This window comes from Janthinobacterium sp. PC23-8, assembly GCF_002250505.1.
In the GTDB taxonomy this organism is placed as follows: domain Bacteria; phylum Pseudomonadota; class Gammaproteobacteria; order Burkholderiales; family Burkholderiaceae_D; genus Janthinobacterium.
The window spans coordinates 255,384-281,272 of record NZ_NJGY01000005.1 but is presented as its reverse complement, the minus strand read 5'-3'; the positions used below and the strand labels follow the sequence as shown (position 1 = coordinate 281,272).

At 54.0% G+C, this 25,889-nt stretch carries 26 protein-coding genes; 11 read left to right on the top strand and 15 right to left on the bottom strand.

Annotated features, from left to right (window positions below):
* The first annotated feature begins 194 nt into the window (after window positions 1-194).
* From CD932_RS27775 to CD932_RS27765, 3 genes are all read left to right on the top strand, one after another.
* The gene (locus CD932_RS27775; RefSeq protein WP_094446106.1) at window positions 195-1,529 is read left to right on the top strand and encodes a relaxase/mobilization nuclease domain-containing protein; all 1,335 of its coding nucleotides are present in this window, start codon (window positions 195-197) and stop codon (window positions 1,527-1,529) included.
* A 103-nt stretch (window positions 1,530-1,632) separates the two neighbouring features.
* Window positions 1,633-2,331: a hypothetical protein gene (locus CD932_RS27770; RefSeq protein WP_094446105.1), complete on the top strand. Its 699-nt coding sequence runs from the start codon at window positions 1,633-1,635 to the stop codon at window positions 2,329-2,331.
* Between the two features lie 221 nt (window positions 2,332-2,552).
* Complete coding sequence (locus CD932_RS27765) at window positions 2,553-2,747, top strand: AAA family ATPase (RefSeq protein WP_094446104.1); 195 nt, start codon at window positions 2,553-2,555, stop codon at window positions 2,745-2,747.
* A 469-nt stretch (window positions 2,748-3,216) separates the two neighbouring features.
* On the opposite strand, the gene CD932_RS28575 is transcribed toward CD932_RS27765, so the two are convergent.
* The 4 genes from CD932_RS28575 to CD932_RS28570 form a co-directional block, all read right to left on the bottom strand.
* On the bottom strand, window positions 3,217-4,371 hold the full coding sequence (locus CD932_RS28575) for a hypothetical protein (RefSeq protein WP_141213399.1): 1,155 nt from the start codon (window positions 4,369-4,371) through the stop codon (window positions 3,217-3,219).
* A gap of 2 nt (window positions 4,372-4,373) precedes the next feature.
* Window positions 4,374-6,254 carry a DNA cytosine methyltransferase gene (locus CD932_RS27755; RefSeq protein WP_094446102.1) on the bottom strand — a complete coding sequence of 627 codons (1,881 nt, stop codon included), beginning with the start codon at window positions 6,252-6,254 and terminating at the stop codon, window positions 4,374-4,376.
* A 14-nt stretch (window positions 6,255-6,268) separates the two neighbouring features.
* Window positions 6,269-6,457: a hypothetical protein gene (locus tag CD932_RS27750; RefSeq protein ID WP_093390971.1), complete on the bottom strand. Its 189-nt coding sequence runs from the start codon at window positions 6,455-6,457 to the stop codon at window positions 6,269-6,271.
* A gap of 821 nt (window positions 6,458-7,278) precedes the next feature.
* Window positions 7,279-8,109 carry a hypothetical protein gene (locus tag CD932_RS28570; RefSeq protein ID WP_141213398.1) on the bottom strand — a complete coding sequence of 277 codons (831 nt, stop codon included), beginning with the start codon at window positions 8,107-8,109 and terminating at the stop codon, window positions 7,279-7,281.
* A gap of 234 nt (window positions 8,110-8,343) precedes the next feature.
* Between CD932_RS28570 and CD932_RS27740 the strand changes: the two genes are divergently transcribed.
* The gene (locus CD932_RS27740) at window positions 8,344-8,529 is read left to right on the top strand and encodes a hypothetical protein (protein ID WP_094446100.1); all 186 of its coding nucleotides are present in this window, start codon (window positions 8,344-8,346) and stop codon (window positions 8,527-8,529) included.
* Here the strand turns inward: CD932_RS27740 and CD932_RS28565 are convergent.
* The 5 genes from CD932_RS28565 to CD932_RS27720 all read right to left on the bottom strand — a co-directional run bounded on the left by CD932_RS28565 (window position 8,524) and on the right by CD932_RS27720 (window position 13,644).
* Window positions 8,524-8,751: a hypothetical protein gene (locus CD932_RS28565; RefSeq protein ID WP_141213397.1), complete on the bottom strand. Its 228-nt coding sequence runs from the start codon at window positions 8,749-8,751 to the stop codon at window positions 8,524-8,526. The two genes, CD932_RS27740 and CD932_RS28565, sit on opposite strands and share 6 nt — an antisense overlap.
* A gap of 55 nt (window positions 8,752-8,806) precedes the next feature.
* Window positions 8,807-10,111, bottom strand: a complete 1,305-nt coding sequence (locus CD932_RS27735; RefSeq protein ID WP_094446099.1) for a replication-associated recombination protein A — start codon at window positions 10,109-10,111, stop codon at window positions 8,807-8,809.
* Entirely contained in the window at window positions 10,104-10,550 is a 447-nt protein-coding gene (locus CD932_RS27730; protein ID WP_254926798.1) for an AAA family ATPase, read from the bottom strand. Before CD932_RS27730 ends, CD932_RS27735 begins: the two co-directional genes overlap by 8 nt.
* Window positions 10,551-10,621: 71 nt before the next feature.
* Window positions 10,622-11,275, bottom strand: coding sequence for an outer membrane lipoprotein chaperone LolA (gene lolA, locus CD932_RS27725; RefSeq protein ID WP_094446097.1), 654 nt, complete (start codon window positions 11,273-11,275; stop codon window positions 10,622-10,624).
* 5 nt (window positions 11,276-11,280) lie between these two features.
* On the bottom strand, window positions 11,281-13,644 hold the full coding sequence (locus CD932_RS27720) for a DNA translocase FtsK (RefSeq protein WP_094446096.1): 2,364 nt from the start codon (window positions 13,642-13,644) through the stop codon (window positions 11,281-11,283).
* A gap of 215 nt (window positions 13,645-13,859) precedes the next feature.
* On the opposite strand from CD932_RS27720, the gene trxB reads away from it, so the two are divergent.
* The 3 genes from trxB to CD932_RS27705 all read left to right on the top strand — a co-directional run bounded on the left by trxB (window position 13,860) and on the right by CD932_RS27705 (window position 16,245).
* Window positions 13,860-14,813 carry a thioredoxin-disulfide reductase gene (gene trxB, locus CD932_RS27715; protein WP_094446095.1) on the top strand — a complete coding sequence of 318 codons (954 nt, stop codon included), beginning with the start codon at window positions 13,860-13,862 and terminating at the stop codon, window positions 14,811-14,813.
* A 14-nt stretch (window positions 14,814-14,827) separates the two neighbouring features.
* Window positions 14,828-15,493: a Smr/MutS family protein gene (locus CD932_RS27710; RefSeq protein ID WP_094446094.1), complete on the top strand. Its 666-nt coding sequence runs from the start codon at window positions 14,828-14,830 to the stop codon at window positions 15,491-15,493.
* 122 nt (window positions 15,494-15,615) lie between these two features.
* Window positions 15,616-16,245 carry a trimeric intracellular cation channel family protein gene (locus CD932_RS27705; RefSeq protein ID WP_094446093.1) on the top strand — a complete coding sequence of 210 codons (630 nt, stop codon included), beginning with the start codon at window positions 15,616-15,618 and terminating at the stop codon, window positions 16,243-16,245.
* Window positions 16,246-16,264: 19 nt separating this feature from the next.
* Here CD932_RS27705 and CD932_RS27700 read toward each other — a convergent pair whose 3' ends face one another.
* Together CD932_RS27700 and CD932_RS27695 are read right to left on the bottom strand one after the other, a co-directional pair.
* On the bottom strand, window positions 16,265-16,603 hold the full coding sequence (locus CD932_RS27700) for a P-II family nitrogen regulator (protein WP_065307165.1): 339 nt from the start codon (window positions 16,601-16,603) through the stop codon (window positions 16,265-16,267).
* Window positions 16,604-16,644: 41 nt separating this feature from the next.
* Window positions 16,645-18,264 carry an NAD+ synthase gene (locus CD932_RS27695; protein ID WP_094446092.1) on the bottom strand — a complete coding sequence of 540 codons (1,620 nt, stop codon included), beginning with the start codon at window positions 18,262-18,264 and terminating at the stop codon, window positions 16,645-16,647.
* Window positions 18,265-18,477: 213 nt separating this feature from the next.
* On the opposite strand from CD932_RS27695, the gene CD932_RS27690 reads away from it, so the two are divergent.
* Entirely contained in the window at window positions 18,478-19,611 is a 1,134-nt protein-coding gene (locus CD932_RS27690) for a GNAT family N-acetyltransferase (protein ID WP_254926793.1), read from the top strand.
* Here the strand turns inward: CD932_RS27690 and CD932_RS27685 are convergent.
* From CD932_RS27685 to CD932_RS27675, 3 genes are all read right to left on the bottom strand, one after another.
* A complete protein-coding gene (locus CD932_RS27685) occupies window positions 19,592-21,220 on the bottom strand; it encodes a methyl-accepting chemotaxis protein (RefSeq protein ID WP_094446091.1) in 1,629 nt (542 codons plus the stop codon). The genes CD932_RS27690 and CD932_RS27685 overlap by 20 nt on opposite strands.
* Before the next feature lie 91 nt (window positions 21,221-21,311).
* Window positions 21,312-21,746 carry a phosphate ABC transporter substrate-binding protein gene (locus CD932_RS27680; protein ID WP_254926792.1) on the bottom strand — a complete coding sequence of 145 codons (435 nt, stop codon included), beginning with the start codon at window positions 21,744-21,746 and terminating at the stop codon, window positions 21,312-21,314.
* A 15-nt stretch (window positions 21,747-21,761) separates the two neighbouring features.
* Window positions 21,762-22,895, bottom strand: coding sequence for a hypothetical protein (locus tag CD932_RS27675; protein WP_141213396.1), 1,134 nt, complete (start codon window positions 22,893-22,895; stop codon window positions 21,762-21,764).
* A 329-nt stretch (window positions 22,896-23,224) separates the two neighbouring features.
* Here CD932_RS27675 and CD932_RS28560 point away from each other — a divergent pair, with 329 nt between their 5' ends.
* Window positions 23,225-23,488 (top strand): hypothetical protein, encoded by a 264-nt coding sequence (locus CD932_RS28560; RefSeq protein ID WP_141213395.1) that lies wholly within the window; start codon window positions 23,225-23,227, stop codon window positions 23,486-23,488.
* 72 nt (window positions 23,489-23,560) lie between these two features.
* On the opposite strand, the gene ppa is transcribed toward CD932_RS28560, so the two are convergent.
* Window positions 23,561-24,109, bottom strand: coding sequence for an inorganic diphosphatase (gene ppa, locus CD932_RS27670; RefSeq protein WP_094446089.1), 549 nt, complete (start codon window positions 24,107-24,109; stop codon window positions 23,561-23,563).
* A gap of 201 nt (window positions 24,110-24,310) precedes the next feature.
* Here ppa and CD932_RS27665 point away from each other — a divergent pair, with 201 nt between their 5' ends.
* Together CD932_RS27665 and CD932_RS27660 are read left to right on the top strand one after the other, a co-directional pair.
* Entirely contained in the window at window positions 24,311-24,805 is a 495-nt protein-coding gene (locus tag CD932_RS27665) for a sigma-70 family RNA polymerase sigma factor (protein ID WP_094446088.1), read from the top strand.
* Window positions 24,802-25,815, top strand: coding sequence for a FecR domain-containing protein (locus tag CD932_RS27660; protein ID WP_094446087.1), 1,014 nt, complete (start codon window positions 24,802-24,804; stop codon window positions 25,813-25,815). The genes CD932_RS27665 and CD932_RS27660 overlap by 4 nt, the downstream gene beginning before the upstream one ends.
* Window positions 25,816-25,889: the final 74 nt, after the last annotated feature.

Here is a 25,889-nt window from a genome sequence, read left to right as displayed (position 1 = left end):
GATGGAGCAATCCGTTGGTATAACAATGATCAGCTTTACCGTCAAGACGGTCCTGCTATTGATCATAAAGAATGATGGCTAAACGAAATTTAGCTCAAAAAAGAAGAATATCAGCAGTGGTTAGATATGAAGAATGTCAACGACAAGCTTCATACCACTCTCAAAAATAAACCTACAAAGAAGAGGTCAAAGATATGAATATAACGATTTTTCCAACTGGTAAAGGAGGTGCAGCTTCAGCAGTCAACTACTTACTTTCCGACACCGACCATGAAGGCAAGAAACGCTCTGTGCCACCTGAAATACTTTCTGGCGATCCCAATTCGTTTGAGGCCATAGCCAATGCTACCAACAGGCTGCACAAGTACACCTCTGGTGTCGTCGCCTTCCGCGATAACGAATCAGTAACACCTGAACAGATCAACACAGTCATTGAAACCTTCCGCTCGACGTTCATGCCTGGTCTGAAGGTGGACGAGAATTTTGCAGACTTCTGGGTGGCCCACAGGGACAAGGGCAATCTTGAGCTCCACTTCCTGGTTGCCAATACAGAACTGACCACCGGCCAGCAGCTCAACATTCATCCACCTGGTGAGAAAAACATAGCTTTTTTCAATGCATTCTCTGCCGTCATGAACGACAGCTTGGGCTTCGCCCAGGTTGTGGCCGATCCTCTCAAAATCTCTCTTAAGCCTTTTGAGGCCAAGTCCCCAAACGGCAAGAAGGATAAGAAGGCTAAGAACGACTTCGCCAAGGTCCTCCACTCAGAAATCACCAATGGCTTTGTCAGCAATCGCAACCAACTCATTGGCTTCATGAAGCGCAACGGTGTGGACGTGGACAAGGTAGGCACCGACTTCATAACCGTGCGGCTACCTGGCGCACAGAAAAATACCCGCTTGAAGGGCCCGTTGTTTGCCAAGGACAGCGATTATGCAGCAATCGTTGCCGATCATCACCAAGCCAAGATCCCAAGGTTTCTGTCCTATTCTGAAGCCCAAGAACAGAAGGACAAGCTGGTAGCAGGAATCGAAGCCAGAACGGCTTTCAATCAGCGTCGCTATCTAACTCCCAAACCTTGTGCGAATCGCAATAGAGCCACCGCCAAGAGCTCGCAACCACGTCCTGATACCAAGCACAAGCAAGTCAAGGAACATCAACCTGGCAAGGACAGCGCCGGCACTTTGGACAAGCACCTAGTCACATTGAGGGAACAAGCAGATCCTGCCACGACTGGTCCACAGGCGAACCTTCCGCACCGAGTAGCACGCCGCAACGACGATAAGAAGCAGGCCAGCGCCTTGCCTTCAGTCATGGGTTCGGCTCTTGGTGGATTGGAAGCGCAGATAGGCAGCATGTCCATGCAGTACCACAGTCTGCTTCTTATGCTGGCAAGTGCCAAGGGGCCAAGAGCTTCCAAGCTCAAGTCCCAGATTATGATCATAGAACAAAAACTGGCAGCATTAAATCTTGAGCTTGAGAAAAAGAAATTACAAGCGACCGACTCTAACAAACCAATCATTCATTAACGCACTAAGCACTTAACCGTGCTTTTACTATACAGTTAAAATCATATGATTTTAACTTGACAGTCTCCTTGCTCCTGCTATATGTACAAAAACAGGAGAAATCATGATCAAGAAAAAGAACAATACATATAAGCACATAAAAGACAACATCGCCAAGCTAACTCTCATTCAGCAGGTAACAAGCATATCACCAGAAACACTAACAGCAATCTTCCTCTCCACTGTCGAAGAAGAAAATCTTCACATAAGGAAGAAGACTCAACAGGGATACTGGAATTGGGACTTAGCCGACAAAACAGCTTACAAATACTTCGGAAGGCAGTCAGCCAAATATCGCAGGGAAATGCAGTCTAATTATAGCTTTATCCTTATGCTTGAATTTCTAAAATCAGCATACTTGAGCAAAGAATACTTCGGGTATAACTATAACGAATTAATAGCTGACTACCGAAACGAGGAAGCGATACTAAAGAAATTTGTACGTAAAGCTTTCATTGAGGTCCACCCAATCACGCCAGGCATGTCACCGAAAGAGAAGGCATTGAGAAATCAACGATTGGGAAAGATCTCTGTAGAGCATTGGATAGGTGATATTGTTCATTACGACTACTTCAATCAAGCACCCGGATTCATGATGGAGAAAGTGATATGCGCCATTTACGCCATTAAATTGTATGCAACGAATATTCTCAATGACAAGCAATTAGATATCGATATCATGAAGATAAAAACCAACCAAAGGCTCGAAATTAAACTACAACCTAAACCACAGGTAGCGAAGAAGAAGGTGATCAAGATATAAGCCTTTACCACCTGGTAAAAATCCACTTATCCCAGTCAGAAATGCCGGTAGGCTAGAACGCTGCGACGTTCTTCTAAGCTATGAGGTCCGGGGGCCGGCGACAGCCAAGGCGATCATGAAAAATTGCTTTTTTGATATTCCATACTGGCATCACCTACCCATCCGCTGTAGACTCGCAGTAACATTCTGTTACAACCTTCCGCAAGGCGAATATTGAAGGGATGGGATCTGTGATTAATCAGATAGACATAGCAAGCTTTGGCAGCTTCAGTGGTTTGGAGTGGAAAAAATCCGTTAAAGATAGCGGAAAAACTGTACAGAATTTCAAACGACTGAATATCCTTTATGGCCGGAACTATTCTGGCAAAACAACGCTCTCGCGCATATTCCGTTCGCTGGCGTTGATGGCATGCTGACGGGCCAGCGTTGACACCGAGATGCCAGGTGTGCAGGCCCCGCTGGCAAGGCGCCGTTTGAAGTCGGCCGGATAGTTCGGACGGCCTTTGCGGGTAAATATGAACCGTTTGGCGAAGGGACAAGTCTTCAAGTTGACACCTTGGAATTTCCGTCAATACTGGGTCGATGCATTGAAGGCATTGGAACTATACGATGAAGCGACAACCCGCCTTCACTTCCACGATACGCGCAGGACTGCACTAACTAAACTGATCCGTCGAAGCACTCCAACAGCTTTGAAATCGAAAAAAATAGGTATGTCGCCCAGTCTGTTGAGCAAGTCAAAGAACAGATGCCAGAAAGACTCCCGATAAAGTGGCAAAAGAAATTAAGACAAAGTATGCGCAGTAATTGAGAGTTGCAGACAAGCTCAAAAAAATCCAGCACGTAGCTGGATTTTTCTTTTCTGTGAACAAAATCTTTATTAGTTCATCCCTCAATTGCCAATTTATTCCAAACCTCTCTATGTTCATGCTTTATTGCCTTATCACTTGCCAGCAATTTTACATAGCGGGGGAAAACCAAACTTGGATCAGAGAGAAGACGAAGATAGTATTTCAATGATGGCATCATACCGTTAGCGATCAACTGACAATTATACAAAGCTTTAACATTAGCAATCTTTTTATAAAGCACATCGTCAGGCTCACACATGGAGTGTGTTGTCAAGATATAGTATCTATCTACTGACTTATCCATAATCTTCGCTGCTGCATCTTGAATAATCCGCTCACTCAACGCAATGTCGTGCTTTACTTCAATCGCCTCGTACACTTCCTTGGTCGTAGAGTTAATTACCTCAATGTCACCGATTGCACCAGTTTGAGAATCCGCAGCTGAATGCTGCTCCAACGGTTTCAACTCCATTCCTTCATATCTGTTAAGTTGCTCCATTAGCACACTATATACAGCATAGAGCGCCAACACTGGCAACCTGGACGCACCCTTAGATGCCTTATAGGAATGGAAGAAATGCTCTCTAAAAACTTTTACAATTAATTGAATATCCTTGGTCTTGGGAATCGACAATACGATTTTCTTGGACTCTCGAAGAATCAATTGCTGATGAATTAGATATGCCAATGCTTCTACGGCAGACTGCTCAAGAACCTCTACCTCATTAAAAGTCGCCAAGAAAGGGGTCTTAATATCAGCTATGTTCTCATCGTAGCTCAACATATAAGGCTTTGGGCGTTCAAAAGTCCTAGTCTGCCAACCAGATTTAGCGGATTCAAATGTATGATCAGTTAGCCAAGGGGCAACCGTTCGCTCACTCACCCCACGAAAGTTAAAACCTGCTGGTCTATCGGTCTGAGTTTGAATCTGCGTTTGATGATATCGCATATCAACATCTGGCATTGCCGCCTTGATTGCCAAGCAAGTAATGATATTAGTAAATCCAGTTGCCGCTTTCTGCGACTTCTCAGACAACTCCTTTAACGCCGCCAAAAAATCATCGGAAAGATTATAATCATCAATTTTAGCGATTAAAAAATTGACTTCAGCTCTCGCTAATGCAACATTTAAAGCATCAGCTATTTTCTCTTGAACATCTTGACCTGCTTCTTGATTTTTCTTTGCCATTTTTATGCAGCCACCATTCTATTATTTGAAGTATTATGCTCAGCCAAAATCTGCGGTCTAATTGAGAAATTCATCTGCTTACCAAAAGGCAAAGTAAATGGATATGAAACCATGTAAACATTTTTAGGAATGGCTATATTTGTCTCATGACACCTGATATCAAACCTATAGCTTCTTAGCATCCTAACCAATTCAATAAAACTCGACGTGCCAAATTTTACGCCGAATAACTTTGTTAAGTGCTCTCGTGGAAAATAGTGCGAACAGTTTTCAAAATCAGATACGTGCTTTGCAAAGGCTGCAATTGGTGCATCAGATTTTGCAACAAAACTGGTGATGCGAAAAACTGGATGTGGTTCAGTAAAATGCCCATACAACTCAAATAAAGAGTGAAAATTACTTGAGCGAATAACCCAATCATCAATGGCATTCCACATAGTTTGAACTGTATGTTCGGACTCTCCATATGCCGTTACATCTAAAATAGCATCCGCAGGCAGCAAGTCACTCGCAGCTCCAATTTCTGATTTTCGAATTTCCATCCGTAGTCTGGCAAAAATTTTTCTTGAGTTATCTGCCTTGACCGTTATTTTTGCAGTATTGCCAGTCACCTTAACGGAAACATTATTCCTAGAACTTAAAGACTCATTAGGAATAACGCTACTTTCATACTCGACAAAATTAAACATCGACGTTGGCGTTTCGTTTGAATTGTGAGCAACCGCCGTATGAATTTCGCGCGTCTTAGCCGCCTTCTTGCCCTTCCTACTATCAAACGAAAGGACATAATCACTAGGCAACAACTTGATATCACTTTTACGACCAAATACTTGCTTGGCAATCGCAATTGCCAATTGATACGACAACTTCAAACTTACTGAATTTCCAATTTGTTTCACTCGATCAGTGCGATCACCAACAAAGATGTAGTTGTCTGGGAAGCCTTGCAACCTCATGTATTCACGCACCGTAAAGCAACGATTATCCCAGTGGAATGGACCAGTGTATTTTCCAGGGCTAGCAATGAGAGTCTTAATTTGGGTATCAGGGTTTGCTTTATATAAGAAATCAGAAAACCTAGAACGGTAGGCAAATATGGGATTCGGATAGCCTCGTTTCGCCGTGAAATGAAGATAATTTTCACCTGGTGGGACCAACGGTAATAAATGAGCATACTTCCCATTTCGCAGCACCAGACTATTTCTATCCTCGTTGTCAGCGACAATCCCATCCAATGCCTGCGCCGATGTAATGTAAGGAGCATCATTCTCTGAGTCGGGACCAAATAATGGTCGGGGAAATAGGAACTCGCTGTCGAGCTTATGCCCAACCATAATCATACGCTCACGCTGCTGAGGTGCGCCGTAGTCAAGAGCATCTAAAATCCGATAACTAATCGTGTAACCAATATCACGGAATGATTCTACGATTGCATTCCAATCTTCACCCTTATTGGTTCCTAAAATACCCCGCACGTTCTCAAAAAGGAACGCCTTCGGTTTCACATAATCAATAATTTTGCAGTAAGCTTCAAACAACGTGCCTCGGTCATCGAGACGCCCAGAAGCTCCGCCCGCACGCCTGCCAGATGCAGAGAATGATTGGCACGGCGGACCACCAATTATCAGGTCAATGTCTTTGGGCAACGTCGATGGATCAATTTTTCGAATATCAGCTTGTTCGACAATCGTGCTTTTTGATAGCACTCCACCCAAATTAGCCTTGAGTGTTTCGCAGCACATTGCGTCGATATCAGTGGCATAGACGACATCATACCCCGTCAAATCAAAACCCAAATCTAATCCACCAGCACCAGTAAAGAAGCTGATCACCCTAATACCTTTGCCTAACTTAAGGCGTTCATATTTTCCCATTTGAACCATATTGCATTCCTAACCTAAACTTTTTCAGTGACCTGTTCTTTAAATGAGAGCGGAAATTGCTGATCATCGCCCTCTCTCTCCACAAAGTCTCTCATGAAGGCACGTAAAACGCGAGCAGCAGGCATATCCTTATCTCTACACAACCGAATAAAAGCTTCGCGCAATTCGGGCTCTACCCGTATACGCATTCCCGCATCTTTCATGAGCACTCCGCGCAAGTAATGGACACACAATGTGTATCCATTTTATCACAACCGCAATATTATTGGAAGTAATTTAATTAATTTGAATCCGAAACCATCACTCCATCTATTGATTTATTCCCAATTCATTGGGTAACTATCTCAACGATAAGAACAGTTATGGAATATAAAAAGGATAATGAGAAGTCTCTGATCTATGTCGTACTCGGATACTGGGGCATCACGCCTAAGTTCTTTCAGGTAGAAAAATTTGACGGCAAAAAAAGGCAATCAAAGATGAAAAAACTACTGGGCCAATCATTCATGCAGAAGAGAAGATGGATCAAAGATATTTCGTGCAGCTATTTTTTTCTTGGGAGTCTATAATTTTACTAACTGCAAAAACTGAGAAATGCGACAGAAAAATATAGCATTGAAAAAATTGGCTATCTGCTAGGAGTGTGCGCGGCAGAAGAAATGAAAATCACGGCTCGATTTTTCGACCTCTCAGAACGCTCTAGAATCGTTTTTCTCGACATTGGTAAGGGGTAAAGCACCCCTGAAAATGTCGGAAAATGAAGCGAAATCGTTCTGCCGCGCAGACTCCTAGTAGATCGAACGGAAAACATAAAATTAATTAACAAAAAACTCGCGGTCAATGGCTCGACAAAAAGAAACTCAATAAAAAACCTAACTCCAAATTGCCGAATAAACCTACTGCAAAGAAGAAAAACAATATATGAATAATAGAAACCATGAGGACGATGGGGAAGTCCACTGGTACCAAAATGGTCAGACTTACTGTGAGGATAGCCCTGCTGCTGATCATGCCACCGTTACTACTACGCTTGAATGTCGGTAATGATTGAAATTTTATTTTTCATAAACCCAATAACTTGACTTCTTTCAAAATAGGATTGCATGTCGTTGATTAGATCCAAAATTGGTCTCTTCCAATAACTCTTTACTTTATTGAAAAAATAATCAAACTCTTCATCTCGAAGTTGAATTTTAGTTGACGGCCCCTCAACAAAGAGAATCTTCATAAAATTTAATACAGTTTGAAAATCAGCCACAACGGGATGTTTCTTCTCGAATAAAATATTAACCCTATCAATTCCATTTAGGCATGAATTTGCCACATAGGTCCCCTTTCCAGATCCTTCTATCACACCAACTGTAAATACGCAAAAATCTAGTTTATTACGCCAATAACTTTGATTTGACATGTCGTTCCCATATGTCCCTTCAACTTCACCAAATATCGCCACCTTATTATTTGTCTTTGGACTAGTAAGGATGAGACAAAGATCTGACTGTGCGATAAGTATGCTTGAATCAGGCTTATTTTCCCTTAGTTCTGGAGGAAACACTTCGGTAAACCGATCTAACAAACCATGACTCAATGCGCTATCGTGACCAGATATGTAGAAAGCATAGTTATTGAAATTTGTTGAAAAATTAGCATTGTATAGATCGGAGAGATTCTTAACTAACTGCTCAACAATTTCCGACGACATCTTATTGTTCATAAAAACAGACAAGAAATATTGAAAACCCCAATTGCGAATATAGCTTTCCAACTCATTGAAAAAATTTAATGGCAAATCTCCTCTCATCTCACTTAACGACCAATTAGGATAGCTACGCAAATTCATTGGGGAATGATTCATCGTTTTGTGGGAATGCAGACATTCCAAAACAGAATAGAAATGACTTGCCCAATATGATTTATAGTTTTCTATAATTCCGACATTGACAGGGTTCGCTAATTGAGATTTAGTCCACACAGAGTATCACTTTCAATAACCTAACTACACGAAGGTAAATTCTTAACGTCCATATCGCCACCGAGATTGACATTGCTGTATTTTTTGATATATCTATCTTATTTCAAGGACACGTATATGAATCAAGGCGACAAGACCACACCAGAAGAAGTTTACGAAGAATTTTCTAAGGCGTTGCTCGCTACTCTGCACAGAACATACGCCGACTATCTAGAGTCAAAAACTGATGATGCTGACTTTAAAATCGTCGCTAACTATTTTCACTTCTTCAAAAAAGTCATATCCATAAATCCAGATCTATAAATTCACCCATGACGAAGTTCCCAGAAAAACAATGAGCGCGTATGCGGACTTCAAAGAAATCGAGAATTCACAAAGCTGACCACCATTTTCTATAATTATTTTTCCTTTTTGATTTTCCCTATCAAAGACAATCTGCTTGATAACGCCCACATCAATAATCACTTCGCCATTTAGAGCAATTGTTCCTTCATCATAAGACAAAGAAATAATTTTCTCCTCCATTTTCTCTCTCCTTTGATTTATCGAGTGCAGTAACTGCTCTTGTTAAGGTAAATTATTACTTTCCTGCATCCTCATCAAGCTTTCGTAGAAATGCCATCTTGTCGGCAATCTTACCCTCCAAACCACGCGGCACAGGCTTATACCAACCTGGTTCCAGCATATCGTCTGGGAAGTAGGTTTCGCCAGCAGCATAGGCGTGTGGCTCATCGTGAGCATACCTATACTCGTGACCGTAGCCAAGTTCCTTCATCAGCTTAGTCGGAGCATTACGCAAGTGAACGGGTACTTCACGGCTTTTGTCTTTCTTTACAAACGCCCTAGCCTGGTTGTATGCGTTGTAGCCAGCATTGCTTTTAGCAGCAACTGCCAGATAGATGACTGCCTGGCCCAAAGCTAACTCTCCTTCTGGACTGCCAAGGCGCTCATACGTTAACGCTGCATCATTGGCAATCTGCATGGCCCTTGGATCGGCAAGACCAATATCTTCCCAAGCCATACGAACAATTCGTCGTGACAGGTAACGAGGATCAGCACCACCGTCCAACATTCTTGTCAGCCAGTAGAGAGCCGCATCAGGATTCGAGCCACGCACGGACTTGTGCAAAGCCGATATCTGGTCATAGAAATTGTCCCCGCCTTTATCAAAGCGGCGGCTATTCAAGGTCAGTGCATTTTGAAGAAAGTCAGCGGTAACAGTAGCTATGCCAGAGGTTTTAGCTGCTGTATTGGTCTGCTCCAATAAGTTCAAGAAGCGCCTTGCGTCCCCGTCTGCATAGCCAATCAGGGTATCAACTGCTTGTTCTTCAAACTTGAGATCACCAAGAGACTTTTCCTCTTGAACACGCTTTAGCAACAGCCTCAGTTCTTCGTCGGTGAGCGATTTCAGAACATAGACCTGAGCACGCGACAACAAGGCCGAATTGACTTCAAAGGAAGGGTTCTCTGTCGTAGCTCCAATGAACGTCACCAAGCCGCTTTCCGCATAAGGAAGAAGGGCATCTTGCTGGGACTTATTGAACCTGTGAATTTCGTCTACGAACAGGATTGTGTGCTTGCCAAGAGCTAAATTTTGCTCTGCCTGCTCCATTGAGGCACGAATGTCTTTAACGCCTGAGAACACGGCTGAGAGGGCTATAAACTCGCATTTGAACGCTGAGGCCGTCAGGCGTGCCAAGGTCGTCTTACCCACCCCAGGCGGCCCCCAGAAGATCATGGAGTGTGGCTGGCCCGACTGGAAAGCCAGTCTCAGAGGCTTACCTTCTCCGAGCAGGTGGGACTGACCTACAACCTCATCCAAGGTCTTGGGGCGAAGGGCTTCAGCAAGTGGTGCAACAGGCTTTTGAGAGAACAAATCAGCCATGCTTTACCTCCACTGAACCAGGGGTAAGCACAATTATTTGCACAATGAGCTTTCTAAGCCTTTGTTTTATAAAGTAGTTGACTGCTTTGTTGAACCTGTGGATCTCATCGACAAACAACAAGGTATGCTTGCCGAACTGGTCCAGGTTGTTGCGCGCCTGGTCCATGGCCGCGCGGATATCTTTCACTCCCGCAAATACGGCCGACAGGGCGATGAATTCACTGTCGAAAGCGTTGGCCATCAGCCGCGCCAGGGTGGTCTTGCCGACACCGGGCGGCCCCCACAAGATCATCGAGTGGGCCTTGCCCGCCTCGAAGGCCAGGCGCAAGGGTTTGCCCACGCCCAGCAGATGGGTCTGGCCGATCACTTCGGTCAGGATTTTCGGGCGCAGCGCCTCGGCCAGCGGCTGGCGTGGTTCAGTGGAAAACAGATCCGCCATCATAAGGTCCAGTAAAAAAAGCAAAAGCCCCGCATCGCTGCGAGGCCGGTCACAAGCAAGCGCGCGTTAATCTAATTATTAATCACGTCGGCGCCCTTGGGCATGACAAATTTGAAGTGATTGGCGGCCAGGCTGGGATTTTTCTGGAAATTCTTGAACGACAGGATCGAGGTCTGGCCGAACGAATCGCGCAGCTCCATCGCTTCGGGCACGCCGTTGCGCAGGCCGATATTGATTTCATCGAAGGTCGTGTCCTTGGCTTTCGGCGTGGCTTTCAGCCACTCCAGGCCGTCGCGCGTGCCCGCTTCGGCCAGGGTGAAGTTCTTTTCCAGGTCGTTGCTGCCAAACAGGATGGCGGCCGGCGACGAGCCCAGCGCATCGCCCAGTTTCTTGATCGTGACCTGGCTCAGGTCCTTGTCGTAGATATACAACTGTTCGCCATCGGCTTGCAGCAGTTGCTCGTACGGCTTCTGATAGGTCCAGATGAACTTTCCTGGGCGGGCAAATTCAAACGTGCCGCTCGCTGGCGTGGAGACTTTCGCCTTGCCGCCCGCTTCCGCCTTTTTGACTTGACGCTGCACGAATTCGCCCTTGGCCGACTTGGTGCCGGCGGCAAAGGTCTTGAATTGCTCCAACGCACTGGCCGAGGCGCTGGCCGCGAACAGCAGGCTGCAGGCGACGCTGGCCGCGCCGATGATACATTTTGTTGCGATACACTGTTTCATTCTTCTTATCCTGGTTCGCTACTGGCCGCCGGCACCAGGATTTCCCGGTTGCCATTGGACTGCATGGTTGAGACGACACCGCTTTGCTCCATCTGTTCGAGCAGGCGTGCCGCGCGGTTGTAGCCGATGCGCAAATGGCGCTGCACCAGCGAAATCGAGGCGCGGCGGTTTTTCAAGACCACTTGCACGGCCTGGTCATACAGGGCGTCAGCTTCGCCACCGCCCTCGCCCGGCGCGCCCGCTTCGCCGCCTTCGCCTTCCAGGGTGCCGCCTTCGAGGATGCCCTCGATATAGTTCGGCTCGCCCTGCAGCTTCAGGTGGCTGACCACGCGGTGCACTTCCTCGTCGGAGACAAAGGCGCCGTGCACCCGCATCGGCAGGCCGGTGCCGGGCGGCATGTACAGCATGTCGCCCATGCCCAGCAAGGTTTCCGCACCCATCTGGTCGAGAATGGTGCGCGAGTCGATTTTCGATGACACCTGAAACGCGATACGGGTCGGAATATTGGCCTTGATCAGGCCCGTGATCACGTCTACAGATGGGCGCTGTGTCGCCAGAATCAAGTGCAGGCCGGCCGCGCGCGCTTTTTGCGCGATACGGGCGATCAATTCCTCGACTTTTTTACCGACCACCATCATCAGGTCGGCCAGCTCGTCGATGATGATGACGATGGTCGGCAGTTTTTCCAAAGGCTCGGGCGAGTCCGGCGTCAGGCTGAACGGATTCGGGATATGTTCTTCGCGCTTGGCCGCGTCGGCTATTTTTGTGTTGTAGCCGGCCAGGTTGCGCACGCCCATCTTGCTCATCAGCTTGTAGCGGCGTTCCATTTCGTTCACAGCCCAGTTCAGCGCATGGCCGGCCTGGCGCATGTCGGTCACCACGGGCGCGAGCAAGTGCGGAATGCCTTCGTAGACCGACATTTCGAGCATCTTCGGGTCGATCAGGATCAGGCGCACATCGTGCGGATCGGCTTTGTACAGCAGCGACAAAATGGTGGCGTTGATGCCCACCGATTTACCGGAACCGGTGGTGCCGGCCACCAGCAAGTGCGGCATCTTGGCCAGGTCCGCCACCACCGGTTTGCCAGCGATATCCTTGCCCAGCGCAATCGTCAAACTCGATACGCCATCGTTATAGACCTTGGAGCCGAGAATTTCCGTCAGGCGCACGATCTGGCGCTTGCTGTTGGGCAGCTCCAGCGCCATATAATTTTTGCCGGGAATCGTTTCCACCACCCGGATGGAGGTGAGCGACAGCGAGCGGGCCAGGTCGCGCGCGAGACCGACGATCTGGCTGCCTTTGACGCCCGTGGCCGGCTCGATCTCGTAGCGCGTCACCACCGGCCCCGGGTAGGCTGCCACCACCTTGGCATCGACGCCAAAATCGGACAATTTCTTTTCGATCAGGCGGCTGGTAAATTCCAGCGTTTCCACCGACACGGTTTCCACCACCGCCGGCGCCTCGTCGAGCAGGGACAAGGGTGGCAGCTTGCCGTCACCCGGTCCTTCGAACAGATGCGCCTGGCGCTCCTTTTCCACGCGCTCGGATTTGACCACCGTCATGATTTGCGGCTCGATTTTCACCGGCGGCGCGGCCACGTGTTTTTCCACGTGCTTGGCGCGTTCGATCACCACCACTTCCTCACGGCGCACGGCCGCCACTTCGCCCTGGCGGCGGTCTTCGCGGTCGCGGTAACGCAGCACGAACCAGTTGACAGCGTCTTCGATGGCAGCGCCAATGCGCTCAGCCACCTGCAGCCAGGAAACATGGAAAAACAGGGAAAACCCCAGGGCGAACAGCAGCAGCAACAGCAAGGTCGCGCCCGTGAAGCCGAAGGCCACATGGCTGGAATGGCCGACCAACTGGCCCAGCACGCCGCCCGGCTCGCGCGGCAACTGTACGTGCAGGCTTTTTGCCATGCGCAGGTATTCCAGGCCCATGCTGCCGATCAGCATGATGGAAAAGCCGACGATGCGGATCAGCATCTCGACATGGTGTTCGCGTTCGACCTCGTCCTCCTGTTCCAGCAGAAATCGTCTGCTGAGCCGGCGATAACCACTCCACACCGTGCGCAGCAGCCAGACGCACCACCACCAGGCGGAAAAACCGAAGATATACAACAACAGGTCGGACAGGGTCGCACCGAGCTTGCCGCCCAGGTTGGCCACCTTGTCGACATTGGTCGCATGCGACCAGCCCGGATCGAGCTTGTTGAAGCTGGCCAGTATCAGCACGAAATACAGGGCGAAGGCGGCAAAGGCAAACCAGCGCGCCTCGGACAACAGCCTCACCAGCCGGTTGGGCAGCGGCCGGCGCTCGACCGGCTTGCGGGTGTAACTGTTCTGGTTGGCCTGGGCTGGTTTAGTCATTCTGGGAAGCGTTGCAAGGTAAAATGTTTCTGTAAGGGAATTTCCCATCATAAGCCGTATTCTAAGCCATATAGGTCGCAGACGACCCCACGATTCGTCTGCGTGGGCGGCTTGGTCTATAATCCGGGCATACCTTGCGCAAGCACAACACTCCCTTGTGCTTGACGTGATTGCCCCCAATTCGGATAGACCCCCCAATATAGAGAAGCCCCATCATGACCACTACCAAACACGCCCGCGTTCTGATCCTTGGCTCCGGCCCTGCCGGCTACAGCGCCGCCGTCTATGCCGCGCGCGCCAATCTGAAGCCGATGCTGGTGACCGGCGTGGAACAGGGCGGCCAGTTGATGACCACCACCGACGTGGAAAACTGGCCCGGCGACCCGATGGGCGTGCAAGGACCGGACCTGATGCAGCGCCTGCTGCAGCACGCCGAGCGCTTCAATACGGAAATCGTGTTTGACCATATCCACACCACGTTCCTGAACGAAAAACCGATCCGTCTGAAAGGCGACAGCCACGAGTACACCTGCGACACCCTGATCATCGCCACCGGCGCTTCCGCCCAATACCTGGGCCTGCCTTCGGAAGCGGCCTTCATGGGCAAGGGCGTGTCGGCCTGCGCCACCTGCGACGGTTTCTTCTACCGCAACCAGGAAGTGGCGGTCGTCGGCGGCGGCAACACTGCCGTCGAGGAAGCGCTGTACCTGTCGAATATCGCCGATAAAGTGACCCTGATCCACCGCCGCGACAAGTTCCGCGCCGAAGCGATCCTGATCGACCGCCTGAACGCCAAGGTTGCCGAAGGCAAGATTGTGTTGAAATATAACCACACGCTGGACGAAGTGACGGGCAACGAAGGCGGCGTGACGGGCCTGAACATCAAGTCCACCATCGACGGCAAGGTCGAAGCGTTGAACGTGCACGGCGTGTTCATTGCCATTGGCCACAAGCCGAACACCAGCATCTTCGAAGGGCAGCTCGACATGCACAACGGCTATATCAAGACGAAAACCGGCCTCGATGGCATGGCCACCGCCACCAGCGCGCCGGGCGTGTTTGCCGCTGGCGACGTGCAGGACCATATCTACCGCCAGGCCATCACCAGCGCCGGTACCGGTTGCATGGCAGCACTGGACGCACAGCGCTACCTGGAAGGCCAGGAGTAATTCTGGTGGCGTCGATGAAAGACTTTGCCGACCTGAAAGCCGTCAGCAAGCAGCTGAGGGAACAGGCCGAAGCGCGCGCGGTGGAACAGGCCGAGCGCGCCAAAAAGGCGCAAGTGCAGGCGCTGGAAGGCAATCTGTTCAAGGCCAGCATCGGCGGCGTCAAGCGCCTGCCCGAATCGAACCGTTACGTGCCGGCGCTGCCCAAGACGCCCGCCATGACGTCAAGCCAGCCGGCGCGCAAGCTGTCGCGCGAGGAAGACGACGCGGCCGTGCTGCGCGAGTCGCTGTCGGACCTGTTCGAAGTCGACCATTACCTGGAAAACGATCCGGCCCTCAATTATGCGGCGCCCGGTGTCGGTCCTGACGTGGTGAAAAAAATGCGCAAGGGCCATTGGCCCATCCAGGACGAGCTCGATTTGCACGGCTTGCGCCGCGACGAGGCCCGCGACGGCATCGGCGCCTTTCTCGCCCATGCGACGCGGCGCAAGCTGCGCTGCGTGCGCGTGATCCACGGCAAGGGTTTTGGTTCGAAAGGCCAGGAACCGGTACTCAAATCGATGGTGCACAGCTGGCTGGTGCAAAAACCGGAAGTGATCGCCTTTTGCCAGTCGCGCCGTTCCGAAGGCGGCGACGGCGCGCTGACGGTGCTGCTGGCGGCAGCGCTGCAGGTGGTGCGCTAGCTTTGCTCTGTCCTCGATAAAGAGTTGCCTTAAAACACGGCCCCGTTTGCCACCATGCGGGGCCGTGTCATGTTAACCTGTGGCTATTATTTTTTGCCGGGCAAGCCCGGCCGCCGCCCCCCATGATGCCACCCCAATTACCGCCCGGCTCGCTGATCAAACTGATCGAAGTGATCGCCATCCTGGTCGGCGCCTTTTCCGGCTTTATCGAGGCGCGCAGGAAGCGCATGGACCTGGTGGGGGTGTTCGTGGTGGCCTTCATTACCGCCTTTGGCGGCGGCACCCTGCGCGACATCCTGCTCGACAAGCGGCCATTGTTCTGGGTCTCGCACCAGGAATACGCGATCCTGATCTTCGTGCTGGCATTGACGGCCGCCCCGCTGATCCAGCACCTGCGCCAGATCGTCTCCGAACGCCTGATCGTGGTGGCCGACGCGATAGGCCTGGGCATGTTCGCCATTGCCGGCGTGGCCGAAGCGATGCGCGCGGGCATGCCGCTGTTCATCGCCTCGATGATGGGGGTGATCACGGGAATTTTTGGCGGGGTGATGCGCGACATCGTGTGCAACGAAGTGCCGATGGTGTTTCGCGATGGCAAACCGTATGCGATTTGCGCCTTTATCGGCTGCTGGGCCTATCTGCTGCAAAAGCACTTCGGCGTCGCCCACGACTTTGCGCTCTGGACCAGCGCCAGCGGCATTACCATCATGCGGCTGATCAGCTGGAAATTCGATATGCGACTGGGGCGCTGAACACAACGCCCCATCCTGCTTATACCGCTTCCGGGCCGGTCTCGCCGGTGCGGATACGGATGACCTGCTCGATATTGCGCACGAAAATCTTGCCGTCGCCAATCTTGCCGGTGCGGGCGGCCTTGATGATGGCGTCGACCACCTGCTCGGTCACGCTGTCGTCGACGACCACTTCCACCTTGACCTTCGGCAGGAAATCGACCACGTATTCGGCGCCACGATACAGCTCGGTGTGTCCCTTCTGGCGGCCGAAACCCTTCACTTCCGTCACGGTCAAACCCGTTACATTCACATCGGCCAGGGCTTCGCGTACTTCATCGAGCTTGAATGGTTTGATGATGGCGGTAATCTGTTTCATGGCTACTCCTTAATAATTGGCTGGGTCGAACAGGTGACTCTTTACTCAAAGAATTTCGAGGTAATCGGATAGCGCCAGTCGCGGCCAAAGCCGCGATGCGTGACGCGAATGCCGACCGGCGACTGGCGCCGCTTGTATTCATTGATCTTGATCAGGCGCGTGATACGGGCCACGTCGGCCGGTGGATAACCGGCCTCGATAATCTCGGCGATCGGCCGGTTTTCTTCCATATACAACTGCATGACGCCGTCGAGAATATCGTATGGCGGCAAGGAATCCTGGTCCAGCTGGTCGGCACGCAGTTCGGCCGACGGACCGCGCGTCAGGATGCGCTCGGGAATCACGCTTGACACGCTATTGCGGTATGCACACAGGCGATACACCAGCGTCTTGGCGATATCCTTGATCACCGCAAAGCCGCCCGCCATGTCGCCGTACAGGGTGCAATAACCGACCGCCATCTCGCTCTTGTTGCCAGTTGTCAGCACGATGCTGCCATGCTTGTTCGACAGCGCCATCAGCAAGGTGCCGCGGATGCGCGCCTGGATGTTCTCTTCCGTCGCGTCTTCGGCCAGGCCGGCGAATTCTTCAGCCAAGGTGGCGCGGAAGGCGTCGAAGGTTTGCTTGATCGGAATTTCATCGTAGCGCACATTGAGCCGTTTTACCATGTCGCGCGAGTCGATCCATGAAATATCGGCCGTAAACTGCGATGGCATCATGATGGCGCGCACCTTGTCGGCGCCCAGCGCATCAACGGCGATCGCCAGGGTCAGGGCCGAATCGACGCCGCCCGACATGCCGATCAGCACGCCGGGAAAGCCGTTCTTGCCTATATAGTCGCGCACGCCCAGCACCAGCGCCTGATAGACCTGGGCTTCCACCGGCAGGGCCGCCGCGACCGGCTGCGGCACCGGTTTGGCGCCATCGAACTCGACAACCTGCAAATCTTCCTCGAAATGGCGCAACTGGGCGCAAATGACGCCATCGGCATCCATCACGAAGGAGTCGCCGTCGAAGATCAGCTCGTCCTGGCCGCCGACCAGGTTGGCGTAAACCAGCGCCATGCCTTGCGCGCACACATTCTGGCGCATGGTCTCATAGCGCAGATGCTGCTTGTTCATATGGTAGGGCGAACCGTTCGGCACCAGCAGCACCTGGGCGCCGGCCTCGCGGGCGCGCTGGGGAGCGTGTGCAAACCACGTGTCTTCGCAGATATTGATGCCGAAACGCACGCCCTTGACGGCAAACACGAAGGGCTGGTCGCCGGATGAAAAATAGCGTTTTTCATCGAACACGGTGGTGTTCGGCAAGTCATGCTTGCGATAGGTGCCCAGCACCTGGCCGTTGACCAGCACCGCGGCGGCGTTATGGCGCACCAGCCCGGCATCGTCCTGCAGCGGCAAGCCGACTACCACGTGCAGGTCGGGGAACTGCGCCAGATCGTGCGCCAGCGCCGCGAACGTTTGTCGGGTTTTTACGTGGAATGCATTGCGCAGCAACAGGTCTTCCGGTGGATAGCCGACCAGCGACAGTTCGGGGGTCAGCACGATATCGGCGCCGGCCGCATGGGCGCGGCGGGCCAGGTCGACGATTTTGGCACGGTTGCCGGCCAGATCGCCGACCGTACTATTCATTTGAGCAATTGCGACTTTGACTGTCATGATATGGAATATTTCGTTTTATTAATTTTCTAGACAAGACGGGAATACGGCGATGGCGGCGACCCGGCAGCGATCAATGCCAGCCACAACACTGAATTATCGCACGGCTATGGTCTCTGCCAGTGCGCGCCCATGCACGCCAGGGTGAACTCTGCGACAATGTCGGCCATGGATTCCCACCAGTTAAGCACAGCCAGAGCGCAGGAGCGGCAATTGCCCGAAAAAGAATTTTCCATCGTCGACTCTCTCGCAGACATTTCCGAGGCCGCATGGGCGTCGCTGGCGGGAGACAACCCGACCTTGAGCTACCGCTTTCTGAATGCTCTGCATGAGACCGGTTGCGCATCGGAGGCGACGGGCTGGTCGCCGCGCTTCCTGCTGATGAAAGAACGCGGCGAGCTCACCGGCGCCATGCCGCTCTATCTGAAACACCATAGCATGGGCGAATATGTCTTCGATCATGGCTGGGCGGACGCGTTTCATCGCCATGGCGTTGCCTATTATCCCAAGCTGCTGTCGGCCATCCCGTTCACGCCCGTGACCGGCAATCGCCTGCTGGCCGGCACGGCGCAGGATCGCGTGCTGTTGGCGCGCGCGGCCCTGCAGGTGGCGCGGCAGATGGAGACGTCGTCGCTGCATGTCCTGTTCCCGACCGAGCAGGACCGCCAGGCGCTGGTCGAGGCAGGCTATATGCTGCGCGAAGGGGTACAGTTTCACTGGGAGAATCACGGCTACGCCGACCTCGACGCTTTCCTGTCCACCATGAAAATGGAAAAACGCAAGAAGCTGCGCCAGGACCGCCGCCGCGTGCAGGACGCCGGCATTCACTTCGAACACCTGGCCGGCACAGCCATCACGGCCGAGGTACTGCGCTTCTTCTACAGTTGTTACGTGCTCACCTATCAGGCACATTATTCCAAACCCTACCTGTCCCTGGATTTTTTCGAACGCCTGCTGGCCGCAATGCCGGACAGCCTGATGATCGTGCTGGCCAAGCGCGGCGATACGCCGGTCGCGGTGGCACTGAACCTGGTGGGCGGCAATGTGATGTATGGCCGCTACTGGGGCGCCCAGGAATTTGTCTCCGGCCTGCACTTCGAGACCTGCTACATGCAGTCCATCGCGTACTGTATCGGGCACGGCATCGCCAGCTTCGAAGGCGGCGCGCAGGGTGTGCACAAGATGTCGCGCGGCCTGGTGCCAACGCCTACCTGGTCCGCTCACTGGATTGCGGACGCGCGCTTCGCCGACGCCATCGCCGACTTCCTGGCACAGGAAACGGCGTCGATGAATGACTATATTGATGAGTTAAGCGAACACGTACCGTTCAAGACCGCCGGCCCGTAAGCAGTGTGCGGCCGGCTGGCGCCGGGCGTAACGCCACGACCTTGCCGGTGCTTGCGGGTGCAACGCTCATGGCCGCTGGCGCGCTGGCGTGCCGCGCGTCCAATTTGAACACCGACAAGACCTCGCTCAGGTGAGCGGTTTGCTCGCGCAGCGACTCGGCCGCCGCCGACGCCTGCTCGACCAGCGCCGAGTTCTGCTGCGTCATGCCGTCGATGCTTTCGATCGCCTGGCCGATGCTCTCGATGCCACCGGTCTGCGCGCGGGTAGCGGCGGTAATATCGGACATGATGTCGGCCACCTTCCTGACCGACTCGACGATATCGCCCATGGTCACGCCGGCCTCGTCGACGAGCTTCGAACCGATGCCGATCTTCGCCACCGAATCGCCGATCAATTCTTTGATTTCCCTGGCCGCGCCGGCGCTGCGCTGCGCCAGGTTGCGTACCTCGCTGGCCACCACGGCAAAGCCGCGCCCCTGCTCGCCCGCCCGCGCCGCTTCCACCGCCGCGTTCAGCGCCAGGATGTTGGTCTGGAAGGCGATGCCGTCGATGACCGCGATGATGTCGACAATTTTCGTGGCCGAGCCGTTGATGGCGCCCATCGTGGCGACCACTTCATGCACCAGCTTGCCGCCCTTGGTGGCAATTGCCCTGGCCGACAGGGCCAGCGAATTGGCCTGATTGGCATTGTCGGCGTTCTCGCGCACCGTCACGGTCAAGGTCTGCATCGAGCGCGACGTCTGGTCCACGCTGCCCGCCTGCGACTCGGTGCGCGCCGCCAGGTCGGCGTTGCCCGCCGCAATCTCATGGCTGGCCACATTGATCGTCTCGGCCGACCGCTTGATCTCGGACACCATGCTGCCCAACTTGTCGCGCATGTCCTTCAAGGCCAGCAACAGGCTGCCGCTGTCTTTCGGATCGGTGTGGATCTCCATCGACAGGTCGCCGTCGGCGACGGCGCGCGCGATGGCGCGGGTATATTCGGGTTCGCCGCCGAGTTGCTGCCAGATGGTGCGCACCACGAAGAACGACGCGCCCGCCAGGGTGCCGATGACGATCAGCGCCACCGCAATACTGCTCACCAGAATGCGGCCGACGCTGGTCTGGCTTTGCACGATGCCGGCGCTGAAGCGATGGCGCGCCTCCTCATTCGTCTTGAGCAGGTTGGCGTTCAAGGTCTTGAGCGCGCTTTGCATGCTGGTCACGGCACTGGCGGGATCGCCCTGCTCGACTTCCAGCATGATGCGCGCCGCCCTGAGCGCCGGCGCAAAATAGGCCTCGAATTGCTGCGTCAATTGCGCGCCGTTGGCACTTTGTCCATCGATCTGGCCGAAGGTTTTCAGTTTCACGCGCAGCCTGGCCGCTTGTTCGGGCAATTGGGACAGGCGATTCTTGTCGCCTTCGGCCACCGAGTCGCGCAGCGCATCGGAAATGGCGCCGATGTCGGCCGTCAGCGCCTTGGCCGTATCAAGCAGCGGATAGTCGACGGTCTCGGTGGCGTGAATCGACTTCTGTGTTTCAAACACCAGGTAGGTGCTGACCGCCAGGCCGAGCGCAAAGACAGCGGTTGAAATCAAGGGCAAGGCCCAGATTTTCTGCTTGATGCTCATCTTGAGCCTCTTGTGAAATGATTATATTCTTGAACATCCCACACGGCGACGCGCGCCATCGCGCCTCGCATCGCCGTGTGGCGATTCAGACTTACTTGATGGTGAGCAGCACTTTCACCGTCGCATCGACCGCGCTTTTATCGACATAGCCGATGATGTTGGGGTTGCCCGCCACCAGGGTCTTGACCGCCGCGCTGTCGCCGGCGTCCTTCGGCGGCTGGCCTTTGCCGCTGAAAATCTGCTTCGACCAGTAGGCCTTCAACTGCGCGCCGGTCTTGCCGGACACCTTGGCATAAAACTGCTCGCGCACCGGCGAGCCTTCGGCCTGGTCCACCGGCACCGCCTGCCCTGCGCCGGGCAAGCTGCTGTTTTTGCCCAGGAAAAGATCGGACGCCTGTTCTTCGCTCAGCGCCGTGGCCGTACTTTTCGCCGAAACAATCACGACAACCTCCGCGAACGCAGGCAGCGACAAGAACAGCAGACCGGCCGCCATCATGGAAATACTGGTTTTTTTGGAAATGAACACGATTTAATCCCCCGCTCAGAATACGAAATCGACTGCAACAGTCACCAGATTGACCTTGCTGCCGGTGAGCCCCGGCCGCACGTTTGTAAAGTAGCCTGTCGTGCCTTTGAGCGGCTCGATCCTGTCGGCCTGCAGCTTGACAGCGACATTTTTCATCGCATCCCAGCGCACACCCACCGAGGCGGTTTTCTGATCATAGGAAACCAGCGCCGGCGTGTTGGACGAGGTGCCTTTCGCGTAGATGGCATAGGGGGTGAAGTTGCCAAGGCGATAGCCGCCGGTCACATAACTGCCATTGACCGTTGGCGTGAAACCTGGCAGGCGCACGCTGGTGAATTCTCCCTGGATAAACCAGGCTCCCGGATCGTAGGCCGCGCCGACGCTGTACGATTTTTGCGCCACCTTCAAGTCAAAGCCAGGAGCCAGAGCGAAAGTGACATCGGACTGCAGATAGCCGATGCGCGCCGTCCAGGCGCCCGTTTCGATGGTATCGGAAAATCCGATGGCTTTCCTGATGGTGGTGGTCGGCGTCTTCTGACCCCGTTCATCGACGGTGTTGATATCGGTTCTGCCCGCATACACTTGCAAGGTGTTGATGACGCTGCCGAAGTGGCTCCTGTACGACGCATCAAAGCCGTCGAGATTGGTCATCGGAATATCGCTGTAGACCTCCACCGGCGGACGTGCCCACGTATTGGCGTAGCCCACCAGACGCGTGTCGGAGACCATGAAGGTGGGCAGCGCCGTACGCCCCACGCGCACCTTGAAGTCTGGCGTGAACGCGTATTGCAGATTGGCCCATTCGAAACGCGGATTGTAGGTATTGTCGCTGCGCGCCATGGCCACCACCTGCACCACGCCGGTCAGCTTGTCGCTGAACCTGGCGACCGCTTGGGCGCCGAGCTTGGTGTCGGTGCCAACATCCCAGCTGCGCGAAGCGCCGGCGCCGGACCGCTGATACAGGCTGCTGACAAAATCGCCCTGGCCCGACGACGAGCGCGTCGCGCCCACCGTGCCAAAACCGCTATACGAAAACATGCTGTCGGCATCCTGCGCGTGCACCGCGCCTGCCGCCAGCATCAGTGCCAGGGGCACTGTACCGAAACCCGCCATACCCGCTACCGCTTTCCTGATCTTGAAGGAACTCATTTTTTCTCTCCGTTTGCCTGGTCTGATGTTATCGTTATTTTTAAAACACTATTTTTAAAAACGCACTAAATTATTTTATTTGATATATTTGTTTATTAAAGCATATTTTTGTTTTATTTGATTGTATAGATAGCGTTGCAAATAATCAATAAACTTATTGAATTTGTTGTAATTAGGCAAGAGGAGCAGCGCGTTCATCGACGTTCAGACTGCGGCAGCGGCAAGCCGGCAACGATGGTGGCGCTGTCAGCGCGCGCCATGCGCAGGCACCAGTCGGCCCATGCTGCCTGTTTTATCAGCATGGTGGCTGTGATAAGCCGGAAAAAGTCATGCCCGAGGAAGATGCGGGCGTGCACTGTCCGCCCTGCCGGCCGTGCTCGTTTCTGGCTGTTGGCAGTTGTGCAAGTGCTGGGGGCCTGGCCGGCCCGACCCTGCTGGCAACGAGCATGACGTTTTTTGTCGGCAATGGCGTGATCGTGGTGTTCTTGCGCATCGTCAGCCGCCGCAGCTACTGGCCTTTCGTGGCCTGGCGCATCGTGCCGGAACTATTCGTGCAGGCGCCGCTGCAAATGGGCGTGATCGCCGCCCACTGATCTTGTTGCAGCAATAAAAATGCCCCCGTGCCAGTATTGGCAACGGGGGCATTTTTGGTGGAGCGCGGCAAATTACGAAGCGGCGCTTTCCGCCTCTTTTTTGTAAGCGGCAACGCCGTTCAGCAGTTCGGCACGGGCTTCATCGGCGCCATACCAGCCGTCGATCTTGACCCATTTGCCTTTTTCCAGGTCCTTGTAGTGCTCGAAGAAATGCTGGATCTGGCGCAAACGCAGTTCATTCAGGTCTTCGGGTTTTTGCCAGTGGCTGTAGATCGACAGGACCTTGTCGACAGGCACGGCCAGCACTTTGGCGTCTTCGCCCGACTCGTCGGTCATTTTCAGCACGCCGATAGGACGGCAGCGCACCACCACGCCAGGGAACAGCGGGAACGGGGTGATGACCAGCACATCGACCGGGTCGCCGTCCGGCGACAGGGTGTTCGGCACATAGCCGTAGTTGCATGGATAGTGCATGGCGGTGCCCATGAAACGGTCGACGAAAATGGCGCCCGATTCCTTGTCCACTTCATATTTGATCGGATCGGCGTTCATCGGAATTTCGATGATCACATTGAAATCGTTCGGCAAATCGCGGCCCGAAGGCACTTTGTTCAAGCTCATGGGGTTTCCTCGTGTGTGCTGACAGTGTTTTAACCGCGCAATTATAGCGAAGTACACGCGCCTTGTGCCATGCAGCAGGCCCAATGTGGCTATCTTGTCAAGCAATCGCGCAACAGTAGCATTGATGGCTGGCCAATGCTATGATTTGTAAATGAGAACCATTATTATCTAAGCGCCGTGCCTTCCGCCCCCTCCCCGCCTATGCCCGACATCAGCGCCCTGTACAGCGACCACCACGGCTGGCTGCAAGGCTGGCTGCGCCGCAAGATGGGCAATGCCATCGATGCCGCCGACCTGGCGCACGACACCTTTTTGCGCGTACTGGCACGCCGCGACACGCCGGCCCTGCTGGCGCCGCGCGCCTACCTGGGCACCATTGCGCGCGGCCTGGTAGCCGACTTTTTCCGCCACAAGGATATCGAACGGGCCTCCCTCGAGGCACTGGCGGCCTTGCCGCAAACCCATGCGCCGTCGCCCGAAACACGCGCCATCGTCCTGGAAGCGCTGGTGGCCATCGACACCATGCTCGATGGCCTCAAACCGGCCGCAAGACTGGCGTTTTTGCTGTCGCAACTTGACGGCCTCACCTACGAACAGATCGCCACGCAGCTGGGCGTGACCAAGCGCACGGTCAGCAATTACATGTGCACGGCCATTGAACATTGCGTCGCACACTGCGAGCTGCTGGCGCCATGAAGCAAACGACAGCGCAGTCGCGCGACGAAGCGGCCGTGCGCAAGCAAGCCGTCGCCTGGTATGCACGGCTGTGCTCGGGCAGCGCGGGCGAGGCCGAGCAGGCGGCCTGGCTGCGCTGGCACCAGCAGCACCCGGACCACCAGCGCGCCTGGCAGCGCATCGAAGCGATGCGCGCCACCTTGCAACAGGCGCCGGCCGCAATCGCCTCGCCCGTGCTGCGCGCCCGGTTGGCCGCAGGCGGACCAGCACGGCGGCAGGTGCTGCGCAGCGTGCTGCTGCTGGCGTCTGGCGGCACTGTCGGCTATCTGTCCTGGCAGAGTGCGCAGCAGCATGGCCTGCTGCGGCCCTTGCTGGCCGACTACAGCACAGGGGTCGGCAGCCAGCGGCGGGTGGCACTGCCCGATGGCTCGCTGCTGATCATGAATACCGACAGCGCCGTCGACGTGCGTTTCGATACGGCGCAGCGGTGCGTGCGGCTGTTGAAAGGCGAAATCCTGATAGAGACGGCACGCCACCGGCAAGGCCAGGGCACGGCGGCGCAGCCGGACCCGCGCCCCTTCATCATCGAGACCATGCAAGGCACCGCGCGCGCGCTGGGCACGCGCTTTGCCGTGCGCCAGTTTGACGATCATGCGCAGGTGGCCGTGCTGGACGACGCCGTCGAACTGCGCGCCGCACGGCTGCCTGCCCGGCCAGTGAGACTGCGCGCCGGACAGCAGGCCCGCCTGAGCGCCAGCGCCATCGGGCCAGCAAGCCAGGCCGACGACAACGCCGGCCTGTGGCATACCGGCAGCCTGCTGGTCAACGACCGCAGCCTCGGTGAAGTGGTGGCCGAACTGGCACGCTACCGGCGCGGCCGCCTGGTGTGCGCCGCGAACGTGGCGCAGCTGCGCATCTCCGGCGTGTTTCCACTGGCCGACACCGACCGCGCGCTGCTGTTGCTGGTGCAATCGTTCCCGCTGCGCCTGCGCAGCATGACGCGCTATTGGGTCAGCCTGGAAGCGGCTTGAAAAAATTTTCAGAAAAATTTTCATCTTTTTTGCTGTTCGCACGGCCTGCAAGACAGGAGCAACAAAAACCACCT

Coding starts and splice junctions, on each gene's coding strand:
- CD932_RS27705 (WP_094446093.1), top strand. CDS start 15,616: ATGATGCCACCCCAATTACCGCCCGGCTCGCTGATCAAACTGATCGAA.
- CD932_RS27695 (WP_094446092.1), bottom strand. CDS start 18,264: ATGACAGTCAAAGTCGCAATTGCTCAAATGAATAGTACGGTCGGCGAT.
- CD932_RS27735 (WP_094446099.1), bottom strand. CDS start 10,111: ATGGCTGATTTGTTCTCTCAAAAGCCTGTTGCACCACTTGCTGAAGCC.
- CD932_RS27770 (WP_094446105.1), top strand. CDS start 1,633: ATGATCAAGAAAAAGAACAATACATATAAGCACATAAAAGACAACATC.
- CD932_RS27660 (WP_094446087.1), top strand. CDS start 24,802: ATGAAGCAAACGACAGCGCAGTCGCGCGACGAAGCGGCCGTGCGCAAG.
- CD932_RS27720 (WP_094446096.1), bottom strand. CDS start 13,644: ATGACTAAACCAGCCCAGGCCAACCAGAACAGTTACACCCGCAAGCCG.
- CD932_RS27700 (WP_065307165.1), bottom strand. CDS start 16,603: ATGAAACAGATTACCGCCATCATCAAACCATTCAAGCTCGATGAAGTA.
- CD932_RS27755 (WP_094446102.1), bottom strand. CDS start 6,254: ATGGTTCAAATGGGAAAATATGAACGCCTTAAGTTAGGCAAAGGTATT.
- CD932_RS27665 (WP_094446088.1), top strand. CDS start 24,311: ATGCCCGACATCAGCGCCCTGTACAGCGACCACCACGGCTGGCTGCAA.
- CD932_RS28565 (WP_141213397.1), bottom strand. CDS start 8,751: ATGGAGGAGAAAATTATTTCTTTGTCTTATGATGAAGGAACAATTGCT.
- CD932_RS28570 (WP_141213398.1), bottom strand. CDS start 8,109: ATGAATCATTCCCCAATGAATTTGCGTAGCTATCCTAATTGGTCGTTA.
- trxB (WP_094446095.1), top strand. CDS start 13,860: ATGACCACTACCAAACACGCCCGCGTTCTGATCCTTGGCTCCGGCCCT.
- CD932_RS27685 (WP_094446091.1), bottom strand. CDS start 21,220: ATGAGCATCAAGCAGAAAATCTGGGCCTTGCCCTTGATTTCAACCGCT.
- CD932_RS28575 (WP_141213399.1), bottom strand. CDS start 4,371: ATGGCAAAGAAAAATCAAGAAGCAGGTCAAGATGTTCAAGAGAAAATA.
- CD932_RS27765 (WP_094446104.1), top strand. CDS start 2,553: ATGGGATCTGTGATTAATCAGATAGACATAGCAAGCTTTGGCAGCTTC.
- ppa (WP_094446089.1), bottom strand. CDS start 24,109: ATGAGCTTGAACAAAGTGCCTTCGGGCCGCGATTTGCCGAACGATTTC.
- CD932_RS27750 (WP_093390971.1), bottom strand. CDS start 6,457: ATGAAAGATGCGGGAATGCGTATACGGGTAGAGCCCGAATTGCGCGAA.
- CD932_RS27775 (WP_094446106.1), top strand. CDS start 195: ATGAATATAACGATTTTTCCAACTGGTAAAGGAGGTGCAGCTTCAGCA.
- CD932_RS27730 (WP_254926798.1), bottom strand. CDS start 10,550: ATGGCGGATCTGTTTTCCACTGAACCACGCCAGCCGCTGGCCGAGGCG.
- CD932_RS27710 (WP_094446094.1), top strand. CDS start 14,828: ATGAAAGACTTTGCCGACCTGAAAGCCGTCAGCAAGCAGCTGAGGGAA.
- CD932_RS27675 (WP_141213396.1), bottom strand. CDS start 22,895: ATGAGTTCCTTCAAGATCAGGAAAGCGGTAGCGGGTATGGCGGGTTTC.
- CD932_RS28560 (WP_141213395.1), top strand. CDS start 23,225: ATGCCCGAGGAAGATGCGGGCGTGCACTGTCCGCCCTGCCGGCCGTGC.
- lolA (WP_094446097.1), bottom strand. CDS start 11,275: ATGAAACAGTGTATCGCAACAAAATGTATCATCGGCGCGGCCAGCGTC.
- CD932_RS27740 (WP_094446100.1), top strand. CDS start 8,344: ATGAATCAAGGCGACAAGACCACACCAGAAGAAGTTTACGAAGAATTT.